Source organism: Streptomyces sp. NBC_01320, assembly GCF_035974375.1.
Classification (GTDB): domain Bacteria; phylum Actinomycetota; class Actinomycetes; order Streptomycetales; family Streptomycetaceae; genus Streptomyces; species Streptomyces yanii.
Map to the genome: position 1 here is coordinate 3,547,853 of NZ_CP108390.1, position 19,556 is coordinate 3,567,408.

The 19,556-nt window shown below is 70.6% G+C and carries 14 protein-coding genes and 5 pseudogenes; 10 read left to right on the forward strand and 9 right to left on the reverse strand.

Features of this window, described 5'->3' with window-relative positions:
• Positions 1-143 precede the first annotated feature (143 nt).
• Positions 144-1,397, reverse strand: coding sequence for an ROK family transcriptional regulator (locus tag OG395_RS16265; RefSeq protein WP_327243597.1), 1,254 nt, complete (start codon positions 1,395-1,397; stop codon positions 144-146).
• A gap of 383 nt (positions 1,398-1,780) precedes the next feature.
• Positions 1,781-2,983 (reverse strand): FAD-dependent monooxygenase, encoded by a 1,203-nt coding sequence (locus tag OG395_RS16270; protein WP_327243598.1) that lies wholly within the window; start codon positions 2,981-2,983, stop codon positions 1,781-1,783.
• 111 nt (positions 2,984-3,094) lie between these two features.
• On the opposite strand from OG395_RS16270, the gene OG395_RS16275 reads away from it, so the two are divergent.
• Positions 3,095-3,814, forward strand: a complete 720-nt coding sequence (locus OG395_RS16275) for a TetR/AcrR family transcriptional regulator (RefSeq protein ID WP_327243599.1) — start codon at positions 3,095-3,097, stop codon at positions 3,812-3,814.
• 27 nt (positions 3,815-3,841) lie between these two features.
• Here OG395_RS16275 and OG395_RS16280 read toward each other — a convergent pair whose 3' ends face one another.
• Both OG395_RS16280 and OG395_RS16285 read right to left on the reverse strand, forming a co-directional pair.
• Positions 3,842-4,858, reverse strand: a complete 1,017-nt coding sequence (locus OG395_RS16280) for a hypothetical protein (RefSeq protein ID WP_327243600.1) — start codon at positions 4,856-4,858, stop codon at positions 3,842-3,844.
• Positions 4,859-4,926: 68 nt separating this feature from the next.
• Positions 4,927-5,742: pseudogene (locus tag OG395_RS16285) on the reverse strand (ArsR/SmtB family transcription factor).
• 353 nt (positions 5,743-6,095) lie between these two features.
• Between OG395_RS16285 and OG395_RS16290 the strand changes: the two are divergent.
• The 3 genes from OG395_RS16290 to OG395_RS16300 all read left to right on the forward strand — a co-directional run bounded on the left by OG395_RS16290 (position 6,096) and on the right by OG395_RS16300 (position 10,889).
• Entirely contained in the window at positions 6,096-8,501 is a 2,406-nt protein-coding gene (locus tag OG395_RS16290; RefSeq protein WP_327243601.1) for an endonuclease/exonuclease/phosphatase family protein, read from the forward strand.
• A gap of 82 nt (positions 8,502-8,583) precedes the next feature.
• Complete coding sequence (locus OG395_RS16295) at positions 8,584-10,380, forward strand: glycoside hydrolase family 127 protein (RefSeq protein ID WP_327243602.1); 1,797 nt, start codon at positions 8,584-8,586, stop codon at positions 10,378-10,380.
• A gap of 149 nt (positions 10,381-10,529) precedes the next feature.
• Entirely contained in the window at positions 10,530-10,889 is a 360-nt protein-coding gene (locus tag OG395_RS16300; RefSeq protein WP_327243603.1) for a hypothetical protein, read from the forward strand.
• Here the strand turns inward: OG395_RS16300 and OG395_RS58360 are convergent.
• A complete protein-coding gene (locus OG395_RS58360) occupies positions 10,882-11,100 on the reverse strand; it encodes a hypothetical protein (RefSeq protein WP_442818568.1) in 219 nt (72 codons plus the stop codon). The genes OG395_RS16300 and OG395_RS58360 overlap by 8 nt on opposite strands.
• A 181-nt stretch (positions 11,101-11,281) precedes the next feature.
• On the opposite strand from OG395_RS58360, the gene OG395_RS16310 reads away from it, so the two are divergent.
• From OG395_RS16310 to OG395_RS16325, 4 genes and pseudogenes are all read left to right on the forward strand, one after another.
• A complete protein-coding gene (locus OG395_RS16310; RefSeq protein ID WP_327243604.1) occupies positions 11,282-12,013 on the forward strand; it encodes a nitroreductase family protein in 732 nt (243 codons plus the stop codon).
• Positions 12,014-12,120: 107 nt separating this feature from the next.
• On the forward strand, positions 12,121-12,822 hold the full coding sequence (locus tag OG395_RS16315; RefSeq protein ID WP_327243605.1) for an IclR family transcriptional regulator: 702 nt from the start codon (positions 12,121-12,123) through the stop codon (positions 12,820-12,822).
• A 55-nt stretch (positions 12,823-12,877) separates the two neighbouring features.
• Positions 12,878-13,588: pseudogene (locus OG395_RS16320) on the forward strand (hypothetical protein).
• A 213-nt stretch (positions 13,589-13,801) separates the two neighbouring features.
• On the forward strand, positions 13,802-15,367 hold the full coding sequence (locus tag OG395_RS16325; protein WP_327243606.1) for a peptidoglycan-binding protein: 1,566 nt from the start codon (positions 13,802-13,804) through the stop codon (positions 15,365-15,367).
• Positions 15,368-15,591: 224 nt separating this feature from the next.
• On the opposite strand, the pseudogene OG395_RS16330 reads toward OG395_RS16325, so the two are convergent.
• Both OG395_RS16330 and OG395_RS16335 read right to left on the reverse strand, forming a co-directional pair.
• A pseudogene (locus tag OG395_RS16330) lies at positions 15,592-15,753 on the reverse strand (SMI1/KNR4 family protein); the annotation flags it as partial.
• A gap of 33 nt (positions 15,754-15,786) precedes the next feature.
• Positions 15,787-16,987, reverse strand: a pseudogene (locus tag OG395_RS16335) (RNA-guided endonuclease InsQ/TnpB family protein).
• Positions 16,988-17,036: 49 nt separating this feature from the next.
• Between OG395_RS16335 and OG395_RS58365 the strand changes: the two are divergent.
• Positions 17,037-17,311, forward strand: a pseudogene (locus OG395_RS58365) (transposase).
• Here the strand turns inward: OG395_RS58365 and OG395_RS16345 are convergent.
• A complete protein-coding gene (locus OG395_RS16345; RefSeq protein WP_442818569.1) occupies positions 17,246-17,836 on the reverse strand; it encodes an SMI1/KNR4 family protein in 591 nt (196 codons plus the stop codon). The pseudogene OG395_RS58365 and the gene OG395_RS16345 sit on opposite strands and share 66 nt — an antisense overlap.
• Positions 17,837-17,923: 87 nt before the next feature.
• Between OG395_RS16345 and OG395_RS16350 the strand changes: the two genes are divergently transcribed.
• Positions 17,924-18,964, forward strand: coding sequence for a hypothetical protein (locus tag OG395_RS16350; protein ID WP_327243607.1), 1,041 nt, complete (start codon positions 17,924-17,926; stop codon positions 18,962-18,964).
• On the opposite strand, the gene OG395_RS16355 is transcribed toward OG395_RS16350, so the two are convergent.
• Positions 18,944-19,465: a MarR family winged helix-turn-helix transcriptional regulator gene (locus OG395_RS16355; protein ID WP_442818570.1), complete on the reverse strand. Its 522-nt coding sequence runs from the start codon at positions 19,463-19,465 to the stop codon at positions 18,944-18,946. The two genes, OG395_RS16350 and OG395_RS16355, sit on opposite strands and share 21 nt — an antisense overlap.
• Positions 19,466-19,556 lie beyond the last annotated feature (91 nt).

Consider the following 19,556-nt stretch of genomic DNA (forward strand, 5'->3'; position numbering starts at 1 on the left):
GCGTGGCCGCGCGGCGATAGCGCGCCGCTGGGGGCGCGTACCGAGAATTCCGCTGCTGGCTGGTCATGAATCCATCATTGCGTCCGCGCTCCGGCCCGGTCAACAATGCAACTTCCTGAATTAAGTCGGGTGTCCGGGGCCTGTTACGACACCGCGGGCAGTGCGGACCACGGGCCGAGCGGGTCCCCGTACAGTGCCCCCAGCGCCACCGCGCCACCTGCGGTGGCCAGGACGGAGCCGGTGAAGCTGGACGGCACCACCGCGCGCTCCGGGTCGTCGCAGACCCAGGAGCGTTCGGCCACTTCGGCGCGGAGATCGGCCAGGCACTCCGGAATCCGGCCCACCCCCGGTTCGACCACGACGAGCACCTCGGGGTCGACCATGTCGAGGAGCAGGGCCGCGGCCCGGCCCACCAGCCGGGCCCGGCGCCGGAACAGCGTCACCGCCCGCGGTTCCCCGGCGAGCGCCTGGTCGAGCAGTTCGGGGAACGAGCCGACCGGCAGGCCCTGTTCGGCCGCGCGTCGTACCATCGCCCGCTCCGACACCTCGGACTGGAGACAGCCGGACCGCCCGCACACGCAGGGTTCCCCACCGTCGGATCCCCCTGCCCCGAGCGGCAGATGGGCGACGCTGCCCGCTCCGGAGCGCGGCCCGCGGTGCATGCCGCCCTCGGTGGCGAAGGCGGCGTCCACGACCGCACCGATGAACAGCAGGACGGTGCTGGTCCGGGTGGACGCCTCGCCGAACAGCTGCTCCGCCCGCGCCAACGCCCGGGAGTGGCTGTCGACATGAACGGGCAGCCCGGTCGCGGCGGAGAGGATGTCCCGTACCGGCACCTCACGCCAGCCGAGCAGCGGATGCTCCACGATCACCCCGGCGACGGGGTCGACCCGGTGCCCGGTGGCGACACCCAGAGCGAGAACGGTCCGCCCCGCCGCCCTGGCGGACACCAGCCGGGGAAGGCGTGCGGCGAGGTCGTCGAGCATCCGGCGCGGGTCCAGGGTCCGGTGCGGCTGCCGGTCCTCGGCGACGACTCTGCCCCGCAGGTCCATCAGGGAGAGGGTGGAGTGGGCAACGGCGATGTGCGCCCCGGCCACCAGGTACCGGCCGGTGTCGATCTCGACGGGGATATGGGGCCGGCCGAGCCCCCGGGGGCCGGAGGTCTCCGCGCTCTCCCTGACCAGTCCGCGGGCCAGCAACTGGCCGACGTGGCCCGTGACGGAGGCGGGCGACAGACCGGTGAGCCGGGCCACGGTGGACCTGGCGACCGGGCCGTGGTCGAGGATCGCGCCCAGTACGGACCCGGTGCCGGAGACGCGGCGGGCGGGTGCGGAGCGCGGCATGTCGGAGCGGAGAAGGGGGGTGGGGCGGCGGGCGGGCGCAGACAGACTCTTCACGTGTCTTCCAGGTCCTCGATGGCAGGTGACGCGATGCGTGCACTCCTCGAAGGAGGGCGTGACAGACCTCTGCTGACGGTTGGTCAGCGTTGGTCTACGTCTCCCGTGGAGAGAGAAACGCCCTGCGAAGATCCGTGGGCCGGCCCCGGGGCGTCCATCCACCCCTGCGGCCGCTCGCGCGGGCGCCGTGCTCTCAGGCCCGATGACACGCGGCGGAGCACACACGCTTGAGGTCGACATGACCTCGCGTCGTCAGGTGTGCGGATCGCTGCATGTGGCGCAACGTAGCCGGAATGACGTAACCCGGTCAAACCGTTGCCCGCATCATGGACACCCTTGAAGGAGGGTGTTGCCCGCGTGTTGCAGCCGTATGACAGGCCCCTTCAGCGCGTGAACGGCGCGGATTTCCGGTGCGCGCGGTAGTCGGGAAGTTCGATGTTCGTGACCTTCCTTCCTTCTTCCAGCATCCAGTTGAGGACGAACGCACGGCTGAGCATCCAGTTGCGCAGGCGCAGCGCGAACGCGGAGCCGGGGGCGAGGAAGGGGCCGGTCCGGTCACCGCTCTTCTGGCAGCCCTGCGCGTAGGTGCGCAGCAGGCTCTCGTAGCGGGCGAAGGCGGTGGCGTGGTCGCCGTGATGGGCGGCCAGTTCCCCCGCGAGCACATACGCGGCGACGATCGCGGTCCCGGTGCCCATGCCGCCGATGGTGGCTCCACAGGCGGCGTCACCGAGGAGGGCGATGCGGCCCCGGGACCAGGTGTCCAGGTCGGCGCGGCTGATGGAGTCGAAGTACAGGTCGTCGGCGTCCTCCAGGGTGGCGAGCAGCCGGGGCACGTCCCAGCCGATTCCGGCGAACGCCTCCGCGATGAGGGCCTTCTGCGCCTGCTGGTCGTGCCGGTCGTGGTCCAGCCGGTCGGCGGCGAAGACGAAGAAGGCGCGAGCGGTGTCGGGGTTGCGGTTGTCGGTGCCGGCGGAGGCGAGACGCCCCGGGGTGTTGCAGCCGATGGAGCCCTCGCCGAAGCCGAAGCCGGCGTAGTTGGGCAGGCTCCAGGTGGCGGCGTAGTGGCCGAGGTGGCGCACGTACGCGTCCTCGGGGCCGAAGGCGAGGCGCCTGACGTTGGAGTGCAGCCCGTCGGCACCGATGACGAGGTCGAAGGTGCGGGTCGCGCCGCCGCGGAAGGTGACACGCACGCCGTCCTCGTCCTCGTGCAGCGCGGCGATCGATTCCCCGAAGAGGTACCGGGCGCGGGGCAGGCTGTGCTCGTACAGGACGCGGGCGAGGTCGCCGCGCAGGACCTCGATGTCTCCGCCCGCGAAGTCTGCGGGCAGTTCGAGCCGGAGCCTGCCGGCCTCGTCGACGAAGCGCATGGGGCTGCCGCCGGTCCGCAGCCGCCGGAGCTCGTCGAGGATGCCCATGCGCTCCAGGACGGTCAGATGGGTCGCGCCGCGGAAGTCGACGGCCTGTCCGCCCTCACGGAGGGCCGGGGCGATCTCGACGACGGTGACGTCGAAACCGTACTCACCGAGCCAATGGGCGAGCGCGGGGCCCGCGATGCTCGCACCGGAGATCAGAACCTTCTGGGACATGACAGGTGCTCCTGTGTCGGGGGACGTTGATCCACGGAAATTGCGTCCTAAGGACGCTATTTTTTGTTGTGTACGATAGACACAGTTTCTGGTCCTGGCAAGGAGACAGCGGTGACGGACGACCCGACAAACCTGGTGCGCCTGCTCTGGGGACCCGGACCACAGCCCCGGCGCGGACCCAAGCCCGCACTCACCCTGGACGGCATCGCCCGTACCGGCACCGGGATCGCGGACGCGGAAGGCCTCGGAGCCGTGTCCATGCAGCGGGTCGCGGAGCAGCTCGGCAAGACGAAGATGTCGCTCTACCGATACCTGCCCGGCAAGGCGGAACTGATCGCCGTCATGGTGGAAACGGCGCTGGATGACGCACCGGAGGGCGGGGAGGGTGACTGGCGGGCGCGCCTGACGGCTTGGTCGTACGGCCTGGTCGAGATGCTCCGCCGTCACCCCTGGCTACTGGAGGCGACGGTCGGCCCGCGCCTGATGGGCCCGAAGGAACTCGGCTGGATGGAGCGGGCCCTCTCCGCGCTGGACGGCACCGGGCTCACGGGCGCGGAGCGCATGGACGCGGTGGTGCTGCTCACCAGCCATGTTCGGGGCATCGCGCTCCAGAGCCGGGCGGCCGCCCCTTCCAGCGCACCGGAGGCCCAGCTCCTGGCCGCGCTCGGCACGGTGCTGCTGGACCACGGCGCGGACTACCCGCACCTGGCCGCGGCGACGGCCTCCTCGGTCGGCTCCGGAACCCAAGGACAGGACCAGGCTCTGGAGTTCGGTCTTGACCGCATCCTGGACGGCCTGGAGGTCCTGATCGCCGAGCGCACCGGGAGCTGATCCACCCGAGCGCCCGCAGCGACAGGACTACTGCAGGGTCGTGACGGGCGGATGACCGTACGAGACGGTGCACCGGTAGACCTGGAGTGTGTACCCACGGCCGACGGTCACCATCGTGGGGCAGTCCCAGTCGGGATACGGCAGCCGGCCCGTGTCGTCCCTGTCCTCGACAGGACGCCAGCCCGTGCTCTCGCCGTCCCATTCGCTGCTGTCGACGGTGAGGAGGGGTGCGACCGGGGCGCCGCAGTCGCAGCGGACCTCCATCGGGCCGCAGAAGGTCCAGGGGGCGGACCAGCCGCCGACCTTCCAGCCCGGGGCGACCGACAGATCGCCCCGGTAGCTCAGCCCCTGCCCCTCACCCTGTTGCTGCTCCTTCTCCCACGCGTATATGCGCTCGGTCAGCGCATGGTCCAGCTCATGGGCCGCCGGATACTCGACGACCCGCTCGGGGTGCAGGACGCACGGGGCAGGTACGTAGTCGTCGAGGCCGACGAAGTCCGGCGCGGGCGGGTGGGCGAGGACGTCCCGCACGCTGCCGGACTGCCGCCACCTCAGGTGCACGGCCGACGGCGAGTCCTCGATCTCCGTGAACGGGCACCACAGCACCTGCAGCATGTCCGTGCCGTCGGGACAGGGCAGGTCGGAAACATCCCGGGCGTAGAGTTGCGCCAGCGCGATGAGCGGCAGGGGCTCCGCCGGGAGCAGCGCCGGGTCGTGTCCGGCGTGGATCCGGTCCACCACCGTCTGCTCGTCAGGGGTGAGCAGATTCGTCCGCGGCGGCCTGGGCCGCTGCCACGCCTGCGTGAGGATGCGGCGGAGTGTGCGCACGTCCTCCAACGTCGTGAGCCGGTGCGGGTGATGGTCGTCGGCGCAGACCGGCCAGGCCTCGTCGGCCGGCCACAGCAACGGCCCGCCCACCGAGCTCTCGTGCACCGTGGGATCGCCCGGGGACGGATGAAGCCGGGTGGCCGTCCGTGCCATGCCCGCCAGCGCCGGAAAGACCGAGGCCACATCCCAAGGGCGCGGCGGCGTCGTACGTGTCATGCTTCCCCTCCTCCTCGACAGCCCGCATCCAAGCACGCCGCACCGACAGCCGGTCCGGAGGACCCGACCTACTGATCCGGGTCGGAGACGAACCTGCCGCCCTCCAGCAGCGTCTTGAGCGTCGAGAGGATCATGATCCAGCCGTCGCTGACGCCTTCCAGCATCCTGCTGTCCGGGCTGTCGAATCCGTCGTGGGTGATGGTGAGCTTGATGCCCATCTCAGGCTCCTCGGCGGGCTCGATGTCGAAGGTGACCTTCGACCGCTCCTGGACAGCCTTCTCCCATTCCTCGTCCGAGGCGAAGCCGAACATCACGCGGTGCATGGGCTGCAGGGTGTGCCAGGTGTACGAGAGCCGCTTGCCGGGTTCCGCCTCCAGGACCCGCTGGCCGACCTCCTCGAACTCGCCGTCCGGGTCCATCTTCCAGCGGACCGGCGCGCCGACCTCCCAGGTCGACTCGGGGCCGTAACCCCCCATGTAGATCTTGATGAACTCGGGGTCGATCAGCGCCTGGTAGAGCTTCTCGGCGGTGGTCTAGATGTAGGTGACGTAAACGAACTCGGGCTTGCCCATGACCGGTTGTCCTTCCAGAGCTTCCTTGAGACGGCAGAGCGCGGTCATCCGGCCGCGTTCGTACCGGCCGATCCAGCGGTCGGCCACTTCCTGGATGGGCACCGGGTTGAGGTAATGGAGCTTCTCCCGGCCCCTGCGGGAGGTGGAGACCAACACGGCGGACTCCAGGACCGCCAGATGCTTGCTCACGGCCTGCCGGCTCATGGCCAGCCCTTCGCTCAGCTCGCGCAGTGTCTGCCCGCCGCGCGCGTTGAGCCGGTCGAGGAGCTGTCGACGACTGGGGTCGGCGAGCGCCTTGAATATCGCATCCATCGCCGCCACCCCTCCCACCGCCTCTCTGTCGTCCCGGTCCCACCTCACCATAGGCAACCTTTTGGTTGCCTGCTGAGCAGCGACCCGGCCGGGCCTCCGGCCTGCACAACCTCTGGAACGCCGGCGAGTGCGCTTCAACTACCGCGACCCCGGACCGTACACCGGCCGGCACTTCGCGTTCGGCACCGTCCTCGGCCACTTCAGGGTCAGTGAACTCGCGGTCCGGCCGTAGTCCGAGCGCGAACCCGGGGGTCGTCGGAGCGTTTTCCGGAATTAACCTCTGATGTCTTGTCACAGCCAGGTCTACGCGCATAGCTTGTGGCCCCTCATCACACTTTGAGGGGCAGCTCACCGTGCACATATCCAAACCCCGTTCCATCCTGTTGGCCGGCGCGGTCGCCGTGACCCTCTCGGCGACCGCGCTGCCTGCCGCATTCGCGGCCCCGTCCTCGACCGCCGTGATCTCCGAGGTGTACGGGGGCGGGGGCAACTCGGGTGCGACGCTCACTCGCGACTTCGTCGAACTGGCCAATGCCGGCTCGGCCGCGTACGACCTCTCGGGCTTCAGCGTCCAGTACCTGCCCGGCACGCCGTCGGCAGGTTCGCTCTGGCAGGTCTCCGCGCTGACCGGGTCCGTCGCGCCCGGCGGCCGCTACCTGGTCGCCCAGGCCGCGGGCACCGGCGGCACCGTCGCCCTGCCCACCCCGGACGCGACCGGCACCGTGGCGATGGCCGCGGCCAGCGGCACCGTCGCCCTCGTCTCCGGAACCACCCCGCTGACCTGCAAGACCGCGGCCGACTGCGCCGCCGACACCCGCATCGTGGACCTCGTCGGCTACGGCTCCGCGGTCGTGCGGGAGGGCAGTGGCCCGGCTGCGGGCGCCTCCGCCACCGCCTCCGTGGCGCGCGGTACGTCGCTCGCCGACACCGACAACAATGCCGCCGACCTGACCGCGGGCGCCCCGACACCGGTCAACGCGGCCGGTGAGACGTCCGGCGGAACGAGCCCGGGCGACCCCGGCAACCCGACCGAGCCCGGCACCGTGCGGGTGCACGACATCCAGGGCACCACCCGCGTCTCGCCGCTGAACGGCCAGTCGGTGACCGGCGTCCCCGGCATCGTCACCGGCGTGCGGACCAGCGGTTCGCGCGGCTTCTGGATCCAGGACGCCACGCCGGACGCGGACCCCCGGACCAGCGAAGGTGTCTTCGTCTTCACCGGCTCCACCGCACCGTCCGTCGCCGTGGGCGACTCCGTGCTGGTCAGCGGCAAGGTGGACGAGTACTACCCGTCGACCACCACCCAGTCGATCACCGAGATCACCGCCCCCAGGGTCACGGTCCTGTCGTCGGGCAACGCGCTGCCCGCGCCGGTCGTGCTCGACGCGGCGTCCGTGCCGAACACATATGCCCCCTCGGCAAGCGGCGGTTCGGTCGACGCGCTGGCCCTCGACCCGACGACGTACGCGCTCGACCTGTACGAGTCGCTCGAAGGTACCCGTGTGCAGATCGCCGACGCCCGGGTCACGGGTGCGACGACCGCGTACGACGAGGTCTGGGTGACGGTCAAGCCGAACGAGAACCCGACGCAGCGCGGCGGCACGCTCTACTCCTCGTACACCGACCAGAACACCGGTCGCATCAAGGTGATGTCGCTGGACACCACCCGCCCCTTCCCCGTCGCGAACGTCGGCGACGAGCTGTCCGGCACCACCACCGGCGTCATGGACTACGCCTCCTTCGGCGGCTACAACCTCCAGGCGACCGAGCTGGGCACGCTCACCGACCACCACCTGAAGCGCGAGGTCACCCGGAAGCAGAAGGACAAGGAGCTCGCGGTCGCCACGTACAACGTGGAGAACCTGGACGCGAACGACGAGCAGGCCAAGTTCGACACCCTCGCCGCGGGCGTCGCGGTCAACCTCTCCTCCCCCGACATCGTGTCGCTGGAGGAGATCCAGGACGACAACGGTGCGGTGAACGACGGCACGGTCGGCTCCGAGGCGACGCTCAAGCGGTTCACCGACGCGATCGTCAAGGCGGGCGGCCCGAAGTACGCATGGCGCTACATCGCCCCCGAGAACAACAAGGACGGCGGCGAGCCCGGCGGCAACATCCGTAACGTCTTCCTCTACAACCCCGAGCGCGTCGACTTCGTGGACCGCGCGGGCGGCGATGCGACCACCCCCGTGACCGTGGTGAAGACGAAGAACAGCGTCACTCTCTCGGCATCGCCCGGCCGCATCGCTCCGGCCAGCGACGCGTGGGCGGACAGCCGCAAGCCCCTGGTCGGCGAGTTCCGCTTCCACGGGAAGACGGTGTTCGTCATCGGCAACCACTTCGCCTCCAAGGGTGGCGACCAGCCCCTGCACGGTCGCTACCAGGAGCCGAAGCGCAGCTCGGAGACGAAGCGCGTCAAGCAGGCGGCGGAGGTCAACACCTTCGTCAAGTCGCTGCTGACGGCGGACAAGTCGGCGCGGGTCATCACCCTCGGGGACCTCAACGACTTCGCGTTCTCGCCGACGATGGACGCACTGACCGACGGCAAGGTGCTCAAGCCGCTGATCACCACGCTGCCGGTGGGTGAGCAGTACAGCTATGTGTACGAGGGCAACTCGCAGACGCTGGACCACATCCTGACCAGCCCCGGCGTGCTCCGCTTCGACTACGACGTGGTGCACATCAACGCGGAGTTCGCCGACCAGGCGAGCGACCACGACCCGCAGATCGTGCGCGTGGACGTGAACGCACAGAACTGATCCCGTACAGCCCGAGGGGGGTCGCCCGGTCGACGGGCGGCCCCCCTCTGTTCGACCGGTCGTATCGCTATCGTCCCCGCCCATGAGCGCCGGACCGATACGCCCGAGCAGCACCGCGCACACCGTGCTGCATCCCGTCACCCCTGCCCGGATCAGCGGCGGCTTCTGGGCCGCCCGTCGCCGTACCAACGCGGAGGTGAGCATCCCGCAGGGGCCCCGCAGGCTCGAAGAGGCCGGAAACCTGGGGAACCTGCGCGCGGCGGCGACCGGGGACGGCGACTTCACCGGGGACTTCCCGTTCCAGGACTCCGACGTCCACAAGTGGCTGGAGGCGGCGTCCTGGCAACTGGCCGACCCCGACGCGACGGGAGACGGCCGGCTCGCCTCCGATGTGGACCGGCTGACCGCGCTGCTCGGCGCGGCCCAGGACCCGGACGGCTATCTGCAGACGTACTACCAGGTCGCCCGCCCCGGGCTGCGGTGGCAGGAGCTGGACTGGGGCCATGAGCTCTACTGCGCCGGGCACCTCATCCAGGCGGCCGTGGCCCACCACCGTTCCACGGGCGGACGCGAACTCCTCGCCGTTGCGGAGAGGTTCGCCGCCCACATCGACTCCGTATTCGGTACGGACCGGCGCGTCGACGGCGTCTGCGGGCACCCGGGGATCGAGACCGCGCTCGTCGAACTCCACCGGGAGACCGGTGAACGACGCTGGCTGGACCTCGCCGCGTACTTCGTGGAGCGGCGCGGGCACGGACTCCTCGGCGACGGCGAGAAGAGCTTCCCCGGGGCCGCCTACTGGCAGGACCACACCCCTGTACGCGAGGCCGAGACCGTCACCGGGCACGCGGTCCGCCAGCTCTACCTCCTGGCGGGTGCCACCGATCTCGCCGCGGAGACCGGCGACCGCAGCCTGCGGGACGCGTCCGTGCGGCTGTGGGACGCCATGGTCGCGACGAAGACGTACCTCACGGGCGGGCTCGGCGCCCGGCACGAGCTGGAGTCGTTCGGCGATCCGTACGAACTGCCGCCGCACCGCGCGTACGCCGAAACATGCGCCGCCATCGCATCCATCCAGTGGAGCTGGCGGCTGGCGCTGCTCACCGGCGAGGCCCGCTACTCGGATCTGATCGAGCGCACGCTCTTCAACGGATTCCTCGCCGGGGCGGGGCTCGACGGAGACAGCTGGCTGTATGTCAACCCGCTCCAGGTCCGGGAGGGGTACGAGGGCCACCGCGACGACCAGTCCGCTCGCCGCACCCCTTGGTTCCGGTGCGCCTGCTGCCCGCCGAACGTGATGCGACTGCTGGCCTCGCTCCCGCACTACGTCGCGAGCACCGGCGCCGACCGGGAGGGCGTACAGCTGCACCAGTACGCGACGGGGACGTACGGGCCCGTGTCGGTGCGGACCGACTACCCGTGGGACGGGCGCATCGCCGTGACCGCCGTCCGGCCCGGCACCTGGACGCTCTCCCTGCGCATCCCCGCCTGGTGTTCCGGCGCCACGCTGGACGGTGCGCCCGTCGCTGCCGAGGCGGGCTGGCTGCGGGTGCGCCGCGACTGGCAGCGGGGCGAGACCGTCGTGCTCGATCTGCCGATGGAACCGCGACTGACCCACCCCGACCCGCGCGTCGACGCGGTGCGCGGCTGCGTCGCGATCGAGCGCGGGCCCGTCGTGTACTGCCTGGAGTCCGCCGACCAGACCCGGCGCCTGGACACGGTGGCCCTCGACCGGGAGACCCCGCTCAGGGCCGGGCACCGCCCCGAACTGCTGGGCGGCGTCACAGTGGTGACGGCTGGTGAGCTGACCGCGGTGCCGTACGCGGTATGGGCGAACCGGGGGGCCGGAGCCATGCGCGTATGGATCCCGACGGCCTAGCCGGCCTGCTCCCGGCTCGCCGCGGGTATCGGTGCGTCTACGGTGTGGGCCTGTACCGGAAGCTCGGACGGGATCACCGGCCCCGCCGACGTGCGCGAGCGGCGGGAGCTGTTCGGCCTGCCGCACCGCTGGATGTCGCTGGGGCCAGGATGGTGGTCGTCGGGTGTTTCTCCGCCAAGCGGAAGGATTTCACCCCGCTCGTGGACGCGGCCGCTGCCGAGCTGACGGCGCGGGGTGCGCGGGTGGTGGCGCAGTCCGTGCGGCGCCGAGGCTTCTCTGCCGGCGGCGCGAAGAAGATGCGCCTGCCGTACTGCTCCCGGACCCTCATGAGCTACGGACAGGTCCGCGACGTTGCCGCGACCCGCGAGGAGACCCGGCCCGACGCGGTGGTCTTCCTCACGCCTTTGACGGAACGCCAACGCCGGGTCCTGGCGGGGACCTTCGCACGCCCTGCGATCAGCCTGACGGATGTCCGCGGCCGATCCGATGACCCGGGGCGGATCAGGTGATCGCCGCACCGTGTTCGGCCCGTTGCCGGGGCTGCAGTACGGCGAGGACCGGGGCGGTGCGGGGGAGGTGGTCGGTGCAGAAGCGGGCCACGAGATCCGCCGCGTCGTCGGGGCGTTCCAGGACGGCCCAGTGGTCGGACTCACCGATGGTGAGGAACCGGCCGGCTTCCATGGTGGCGCCGAACTCCCTCTGCTGCGAGGGCGTACTCACCGTGCCGTGCTCGCCGGCGAAGACCGGCTCGGCTCGGGCCGTGTGGGCCGAGGTCGGTGGCGACGCTGCCGGCGGCGCCGTTGACGACGGTGAGATCCCCCGGTTCCGCACGGACGGGAGCCGGACGGCCCCGGCCAACGGGCCTCCCCCTGCGGGAGCTTCGCCCGTACACTCCGCGATCATGACCATCGAAACGGTTCAGACCGTCGAGTCCGCGACCGACGGACCCGCCCTCTTCGCAACGATGTCCACCATGCGCGCCATGCGACGCCTCAAGCCGGATCCCGTGCCGGAGGAGACGCTGGAGCAGCTCGTACAGGCGGCCGTCTGGGGTCCCAGCGGCGGCAACATGCAGTGTTACGAGTACGTGGTGGTGACGGACAGGAAGGTGATGGCCCGTCTGACGCCCTTGTGGAAGCGGTGTGTGGACGCCTATCTGGCGACCACCGGGAAATACGCGCCGAAGGGCATGGACGACGCCGCGTACGGCCGGATGGTCGCCGCGATCGAGTACCAGCGTGACCACTTCGCCGACACGCCCGCGCTGATCGTCCCCTGTTACCGGTTCCCGGAGCCGCGGATCGAGGAGGAGGGACTGGTGGCCTACGCGCAGGCGCTCGGTCCGGCGGGGACCGAGCACATGATGAACACGCAGACGCGGTTCCAGGCGCTCGCCGAGGGTTCCTGCGTCTACCCGGGCGTGCAGAACATCCTGTTGGCCGCGCGAGGGCTGGGGCTCGCGGCGAACATCACCATCTGGCATCTGATGCTGGAGCAGGAGTGGAAGGAAGCCCTCGGCATCCCGGAGGACATGCAGACCTTCGCCGCGATTCCGGTGGGGTGGCCGCAGGGCAACTTCGGGCCGGTGCGGCGGCGCCCGGTGGCCGACGTCATCCACCGCGACCGCTGGTAGGAACCGGGAACGATCGACCCCGCGCCCGCCGGGACGGGCCCGGCCGACAGCGGCGGCGGCCTTCCGGCGGACGACGGCGCGGTGCGCACACGCCCTAGGATTGCCGGGTGAGCGACAACCCGGTTCCCGACAAGACCTCCTCCCGCACCACCGGGTCCCAGACTCTGGCCCGGGGTCTGACCACGCTCGGGCTGGTGGCCGGGACGCCGCACGGACTCGCGGTGCAGGACGTGGCGGACCGCCTGGGCGTGCAGCGCACCATCGCGTACCGCATCCTGACCACCCTGGCGGAGTTCCGACTGATGTTCCGGGGCGCGGACGGCCGCTACCGGGCGGGGTCCGGCACCGCCGCGCTGGCGCGTGGCTATGCGGCCGGGATCCGGGAGGCGTCGCTGCCCGTGCTGCGGCGGACCGCCGACGAACTGAGGGCCACGGTCGCGCTGATCGCCGCGGAGGGTGACGACGCGGTGGCGGTGGCGGTGGCGGAGCCGCAGTCGGTGGACTACCACCTCTCCTACCGGGTCGGCAGCCGCAACCCGATCGGGGTCTGCGCGGCCGGTCTGGCGCTGGCCTCGTTCCGGGCGCCGTCGCCGGACGATTCGGCCGAGCTCGCCGAGGTGCGCGAGCGCGGGTACGCCATGACGTTCGGCCGGGTGGAGCCGGGTGCCTTCGGGGTGGCCGTGCCGCTGCGTTCGGCCGATCCGGCGATGCAGCTGTGCGTCAACCTGATCACCACCCGGGAAGAGGTGGCGCGCGCCTCGGTCACCGGCATGCTGGCCGCCGCCGAGGAGCTCTCCCGTAGCGTCTGACCCAAGGGCTGTCCCGTCGTCCCTGGCGGGCGCACGAAGGAGCTACGGCACCTCGCTGCGTTGCCGGAACGCCCGAATACGCCCCGTATCTCGACGCCGCGCGACGGCAGTCACGCGATGCGCCACCGAGACGATCGGCTTCCTGATGCTGTCGCACCGGGTGACGCCGGAGGTGCCGGCCCGGCAGGCGCGGATCATGGCGGACGCGGGATGCCAGTGCGTGTACGTCGTCGACTGGGCTGGTGCTCTGCTTCCGAACCAGGGCCGGGACCGGGTGGCGGCGCTGGTCGCCGAGCTCGGTACGGACGCCCGGGTCGGCATCCACGCCCACCAGAACCTGGCCCTGGGTGCGGCGAACTCCCTGGCGGCGTACGAGGCGGGGGCCCGACAGATCGACGGCACCCTGTGCGCGCTGGGCGCGGGCGCGGGCAATTCGCCGACCGAGATCCTGGTGCCGGTGCCGGCGCAGATGGGCGTATCCACCAGGGTGGACACCCAGAAGGTGCTGGCCGCCGAGAAGGTCGCCCGGCCGTTCATCCCGCGGCTGTCGTACACCGACCGGGCGGCGATCACGCAGGGGTACGCCGGGGTGTACTCCAGCTTCCTGCTGCATGCGGAACGGGCCGGCGAGCGGTACGGCGTCCCGGCGCACGAGATCCTGTGAAGGGTGGGCGAGGCAGGGTATGTCGGCGGTCAGGAAGACCTGATCATCGATGTCGCGCTGCAGCTCGTCGCGGAGCGAGCGCGAGGCGCGGCACATATCTGACGCCAAGTCAGGCTGCTCGGCGACCGGTTGCACGGTCGCCGGGCGGCTTGCTGCTCACCGGTCAACCGCGTTGGAGTGAAAGGGAGTTCGACACGCAGGTAAATGATTTTCATGCCCTGGACGCATGGATAGCCTGAGCCCGCTTCGCGGCCCTCGACCCACCCCACTCGGGTCCGGGGGCCGTTCGTTCTCCCCCACACAGCAGGAGCAGGTATGCCCAGACGCGCCGCAGCCCACACGAGGGGCCGCGCATCCGTGCTGGCGGCCCTCACCGCCACCGCGCTCGCCGCGACCGGCACGCCGGTCTTCGCCGCACCCCCTCCGGTCTCCGCCCGCCACTCCATGAACCAGGCGTTCGCGCAGGCGGCACGGGAGTTCGACGTACCGCGCGATCTGCTCGCCGCCGTCGGCTACAGCGAGACGCACCTCGACGGCCACGCCGGGCGCCCCAGCCAGGCGAACGGGTACGGCGTGATGCACCTCGTCAGCAACCCCGGGAACCACACGCTGGAAACGGCGGCCGCACTCACCGGCACGCCGCTGTCGAAGCTCCGTCGGGACACCGCGGCCAACATCCTCGGCGGCGCGGCCGTGCTGCGCGCGTACGCGGACCGCATCGGCCTCGACGGCGACGAGCGCGATGACATCGACGCCTGGTACCCGGCCGTGGCGCGGTACAGCGGCACGACGGGCCGCGCCGCCGCCCTCTATGCCGACGCCGTCTACACGTTCCTCAAGAACGGGATCGTCACCACCGTCCCCGGCGGCGAGCGGGTCTCGGTGACCGCCCGCCCGGTGGCCCCGGAGAAGGGCACCTTCTCCGACAGCGGGGTACGCACCCAGAGCCCCGACTACCCGTCGGCACTGTGGGTCCCGGCCGACCCGAACAACTTCACCAAGGGCCGGTCGGCGCCGATCAGCAAGGTGATCATCCATGTCACGCAGGGCTCGTACTCGGGCTCGATCAACTGGTTCCAGGACCCCACGGCCGAGGTGAGCGCCCATTACGTGATCCGATCCTCCGACGGGCAGATCACCCAGATGGTCCGCAACAGCGACACCGCGTACCACGCCCGGGGCTCGAACGCCTCGGCGCTCGGCATCGAGCACGAGGGGTTCATCGACGACCCTTCCTGGTTCACGGACACGATGTACCGCTCCTCGGCCGCCCTCACCAGCGCCCTGTGCGACAGGTACGGCATCCCGAAGGACCGGGCGCACATCATCGGCCACAGCGAGGCAGCGGGCAACGACCACACCGACCCGGGCCCGTACTGGGACTGGGCCCGCTACATGCGCTACGTCGGGGGCGACGACAGCGGCGGCAGCAGCAGCAGTGACGGGCTGAGTTTCGCCTCGTACGCCACCCAGCAGAGCGGATCGACGGGCGCCCAGGTCACGGCGGTGCAGAAGTTGCTGACCGCGCAGGGCTTCGACGCAGGCGCAGTGGACGGAAGCTTCGGCCCGGGCACACTGGCCGCGGTCAAGAAGTTCCAGACGGCCCGCGGACTGCGCGCCGACGGCGTCGTCGGCGCGAGGACCTGGACGGCGCTGCTGTCGGCCGGGACCGTGCCGACGCTGAAGCAGGGGGGCACGGGCGCGGCCGTGAAGCGGCTCCAGCGCTCGCTGACCGCGGCGCTCGGCACGACCGTGGACGCCGACGGGAGCTTCGGCCCGGACACGGTGACGGCGGTACGCACCTATCAGAGCGGCCACGGGCTGACGGTCGACGGGATCGTCGGCAGCGGCACCTGGGCGGCGCTGCAGGCAGGACGCTGACCAGGCAGAACGGCAGCAGACGCCGGTACGGGCGGTGCGGCGCGGAATCCGCGCCGCACCGCCCGTCCGCATCTGCTGCTGCAGGCGAGCCTTCCGCCGCACCCGAAATGGCACCGTCCGCGTCCTGACTCCCGGCCCGTGCGCCCCGCCTGCCACGTGCCGCCGGGGTCACCGGCCCGCCCGGTCGCGGAGCAGGAACAGCCTGACGCCGCCCGGCACGCGCTCTACGCAGCGCCGGACTCGTCATCCGGAGCATCGAACCACGGCTTGTTCGCGGCCCAGTGCGCCACCCATCCCGCGAATCCCGGTTCACCGGTGGTGAAGCCGAACTCGGCACCGAACGGCAGGGCCCCCTCACCGGTGATGTGCCAGATGTGACCGCGGTGACTCCTCCACCCCGTGAACGGGGTGGCTTCTCGCTATGCCGGTTGGGCTTCGCGACGGACCAGCCCGGCCCGTAGGACGTTGAGAGCACCGACGGTGTCCGCGTGCGCGCTGTGGCCGCACGAGACGCAGTGGAACGTCTCCTGTGTGGGCCGGTTCTCCTTGGTGGTATGCCCGCATTCGGGGCATCGCCGGGAGGTGTTGCGAGGGTCCACGGCCATCACTTCCCGCCCGGCACTCTCAGCCTTTGCGTTCAGGATCGCGAGGAACACCCCCCATCCGGCATCCGATATCGAGCGGTTCAGCCCGGCCTTGGCCGCGGCCCCGTTGGGCAGGAAGCTGCCCGGCTTGTCGGGGTCGGGCTTCGGTTCGGGGGCCTTGCTCATGTTGCGGATCTTGAGGTCTTCGTGCGCGATGAGGTCGTGTTCGCGTACGAGGTCGAGCGCGGTCTTGTGGGCGTGGTCGAGCCGTTGGCGGCGCACCTTGCGGTGCAGGGTAGCGACCTTCTCCACGGTCTTGCGGCGGCGCTTGCTTCCGCGCTTGCACCTGCTCAGTGCCTGCTGAGCTGCTTCGAGCTTCGCTGCGGCCTTTCGCCCGTGACGCGGGTTGGGCACGAACTCGCCGTTCGAGCTGAGCGAGGAAGTTGGCAATGCCCAGGTCGATGCCGACCACGCTGCCGGTCGCGGGCAGCGGCTCGGGCCGGGGCCGCTCAGCGGTCAGGATCACATACCAGCGCTTGCCCTCACGCTTGACCGAGACCGTCTTGACATGGCCGACCACCGGCCGGTGCTGGTGCACCTTGACGTGCCCGACACCTTGCAGGCGCACCCGCGTGACCGGGTCGTGCGCGGTGGCATCCCAACGGCAGCCGTCTCCGTCCCTGGGGAACTCCACCGTGTCGAACCGGCCAAGTCCACGAAAACGCGGATAGCCCGGCTTCTCACCGGCCTTGACACGGCGGAAGAACGCCGCGAACGCCTTGTCCAGACGCCGCAGCGTCGCCTGCTGGCTGGAGAACGACCAACGGCCCTGACGCTCCGGGTCGCATGCCCGGATCTCCTTGAGCTGCACCGACTGCTGCCCGTATCGGACCGTCGTCTTCGAGGCGTGCCGGTAGGCGTCACGACGCTCTTGCAACGCGCCGTTGTAGAGCGAGCAGTGATCGCGCAGCATCTCACCGAGCGCTTGTTCCTGCCGGGCGGTGGGCCGCAGGAGGAACGTGTACGCACGGATCATTCAGCCCACCCCCTCCGACTCGAATCGACCTTAACCGTAACATTGGTTCATGTCACCACGTTGGGAACCAAACCCCGACGTACGGCGCGGCTGTCACGTCGTCCACCACCTCCACACGCAATTGGTGTTCGTCACCAGGTACCGGCGGACCGTCTTCAACGACGAGATACTGACACGCTGCGAAGAGAGGAGTTCACCGGCCACGTCAACCAGGCCATCATGCACGGCCGCTTCTGGTCCGGCTCCTACTTCGCGGGGTCATGCGCCGGCGCACCCCTCCACGTGGTCAAGGACTACATCGAGAACCAGAAGCGGCCCGACTGAGCACGGCTCCGCGGGCGAGGCACTCCGGAGCGAAACCGCGGCGCTCCGCGCCGCAGGGTTCAGGACCGGATTCCCTCCCCGCCTGAAGGCGGGGATTCCCTCCGAAGAAGAGGGATGGGGTCCGGTGACAACGAGGTGCCAGTCCATGCCGCAGCCATCGGTGCCCAGGACGATCGAGCCATGACCGAAGACCTGGTCGAGGAGCGGTTCGAGCTCCTCCTCCGGGCGGTCGTCCTCCTCCCACACCCATGCCTCCGTCAACGGGAACGGCTCGGCCAGGCACCGCTCGCCGTCGGCCTCCCTGCCGTCGTCCGGCTGCTCGGCCAGCGGCATCAGGCCGTAGTCCGGCGGCCCCGTGTACGAGCCGTCGGAGATCTCCGCGACGAAGGTGCGGTACGGCTCCGGCAGGACGATGCCGTGCTCCGCCTCGAAGGCATGCACCCGGTCCCAGCCGAGAGGGGCGTCGGCCTCGAAGGCTGCGCGGAGTGCCGCCAGTTCAGCGGGGTGGGCAAGATCGGTGTTCATGTACCCATAGGTACCAGCGGACACTGACAACGCCCTGCCGACCGTGTTGACTGCTCCCGGCACCGGACGCCGTCGAGGAGGACCGTGGTGAAAGTCGGAGCGGCACGATCCGCCGCGACCCGATGGGTCGCCGAGCACGCCCGCCCCGAACCCGGCTTCCGCGGTGCGTACTTCAGCGGATCCACCGTCGGACTGCCGGACGACGCCGAGCTGTCACCGTCCTCCGATGTCGACATCGTCGTCGTCCTCGCCGGGGACGAACCGCCGGTCAAACCCGGCAAGCTCCGCTCCCGGGGCGCCCTGCTGGAGATCACCTACGTGGCGTGGGCGGATCTCGCCTCGGCGGACGAGGTCCTCGCCTCGTACCATCTGGCGGGCAGCTTCCGTCATGACACGGTCATCGCCGACCCCACCGGCCGGCTGCGTGCCCTGCACGCAGCCGTCTCACCACGGTTCGCCGAACGGCCATGGGTCCGCCGCCGGTGCGAGGACGCCCTCCACCGCATCGAGTCCCGGCTCGCCGCGTTCGACACCTCCGCGCCGTTCCACGAGCAGGTGACCGGCTGGCTGTTCCCCACCGGGGTGACCACCCACGTCCTGCTGGTCGCCGCACTGCGCAATCCCACCGTGCGGCTGCGCTACCTCGCCGCCCGCGAGGTACTGACCGAGTACGGGCATCCGTCGCTCTACCCGGAACTCCTGGAACTCCTGGGCTGCGCACAGCTCTCCGCCCCCACTGTCCGGCAGCACCTGTCCGAACTGACCCGTACCTTCGATGCCACGGCCGCGGTCGCGAGGACGCCGTTCTTCTTCAGCAGCGACCTCACCGTGCAGGCGCGGCCGATCGCCGTCGACGGAAGCCGGCTGCTCGTCGACCGGGGCGACCACCGTGAAGCGGTCTTCTGGATCATCGCAACCTTCGCCCGCTGCCACACCGTCCTGGCCGCGGACGCGCCCGGGCTGCACGCCGCGCGCATGCCGGCCTTCCGCGCCGCCGTCGCCGATCTCGGCATCACGTCCACCGACGACCTCCTGCGCCGCGGCGCGGAGGTCGGCCGGTTCCTGCCCCGGCTGCGACGGACCGCCGGGGAGATCCTGGAGAGTGCGTCAGGTGGTCGGTCCGCCTGACGCCCGCCGCGCCGTCTGAGCATGGTGGTCCAGGATCCGCGCCAACAGGCTTGTCAGTTGGGCGCGTTCGGCCGGGGAGAGCGGTGCGAGCAGCTGGTCCTGCACGCCCGCCAGCAGCTTGTCGAGCCGCTGCGCGTGGCGGCGGCCCTGCGTGGTGATCGTGATGACGTTGCGCCGCCGGTCGGCGGGGTCCGGTGCGCGATCGACATGGCCGCGTTCGGCGAGTTCATTGATGACGGCGACCAGGTCGCTGCGGTAGATGCCGGTGCGCCGGCTCAGCGTGGCCTGGCTGGCCGGACCTGATTCCTGCAGGGCGACGAGTACGGCGTAGTGCCATTTCCGCGCGTCCGCACCGGCCAGCCCCTCGCCGACCAGACGGTCGGCCTGCGCCGCGGTCAGCCCCAGCAGCCGGCTCGGCAGGCCTCGCAGTCCGGCCGCTGTCGCCCGGTCGCCGCTGCCGTCCGTCATGTCGTCGGCGCCCGTGTCCGCCTTCTTGCTCATGACCCGATCATACCTGTTGCGTTAGTGACCCTAACGATGTAGCTTCATGAGCGCCGTAAACGTTAGTATCATAAACGTTAGCCTCACCAAC

What these genes read in the sequence shown, in the direction of transcription:
- OG395_RS16270 (WP_327243598.1), bottom strand. Translation starts at nt 2,983, where the DNA reads ATGTCCCAGAAGGTTCTGATCTCCGGTGCGAGCATCGCGGGCCCCGCG.
- OG395_RS16280 (WP_327243600.1), bottom strand. Translation starts at nt 4,858, where the DNA reads ATGACACGTACGACGCCGCCGCGCCCTTGGGATGTGGCCTCGGTCTTT.
- OG395_RS16295 (WP_327243602.1), top strand. Translation starts at nt 8,584, where the DNA reads ATGAGCGCCGGACCGATACGCCCGAGCAGCACCGCGCACACCGTGCTG.
- OG395_RS16300 (WP_327243603.1), top strand. Translation starts at nt 10,530, where the DNA reads ATGGTGGTCGTCGGGTGTTTCTCCGCCAAGCGGAAGGATTTCACCCCG.
- OG395_RS16310 (WP_327243604.1), top strand. Translation starts at nt 11,282, where the DNA reads ATGACCATCGAAACGGTTCAGACCGTCGAGTCCGCGACCGACGGACCC.
- OG395_RS16325 (WP_327243606.1), top strand. Translation starts at nt 13,802, where the DNA reads ATGCCCAGACGCGCCGCAGCCCACACGAGGGGCCGCGCATCCGTGCTG.
- OG395_RS16345 (WP_442818569.1), bottom strand. Translation starts at nt 17,836, where the DNA reads ATGAACACCGATCTTGCCCACCCCGCTGAACTGGCGGCACTCCGCGCA.
- OG395_RS16355 (WP_442818570.1), bottom strand. Translation starts at nt 19,465, where the DNA reads ATGAGCAAGAAGGCGGACACGGGCGCCGACGACATGACGGACGGCAGC.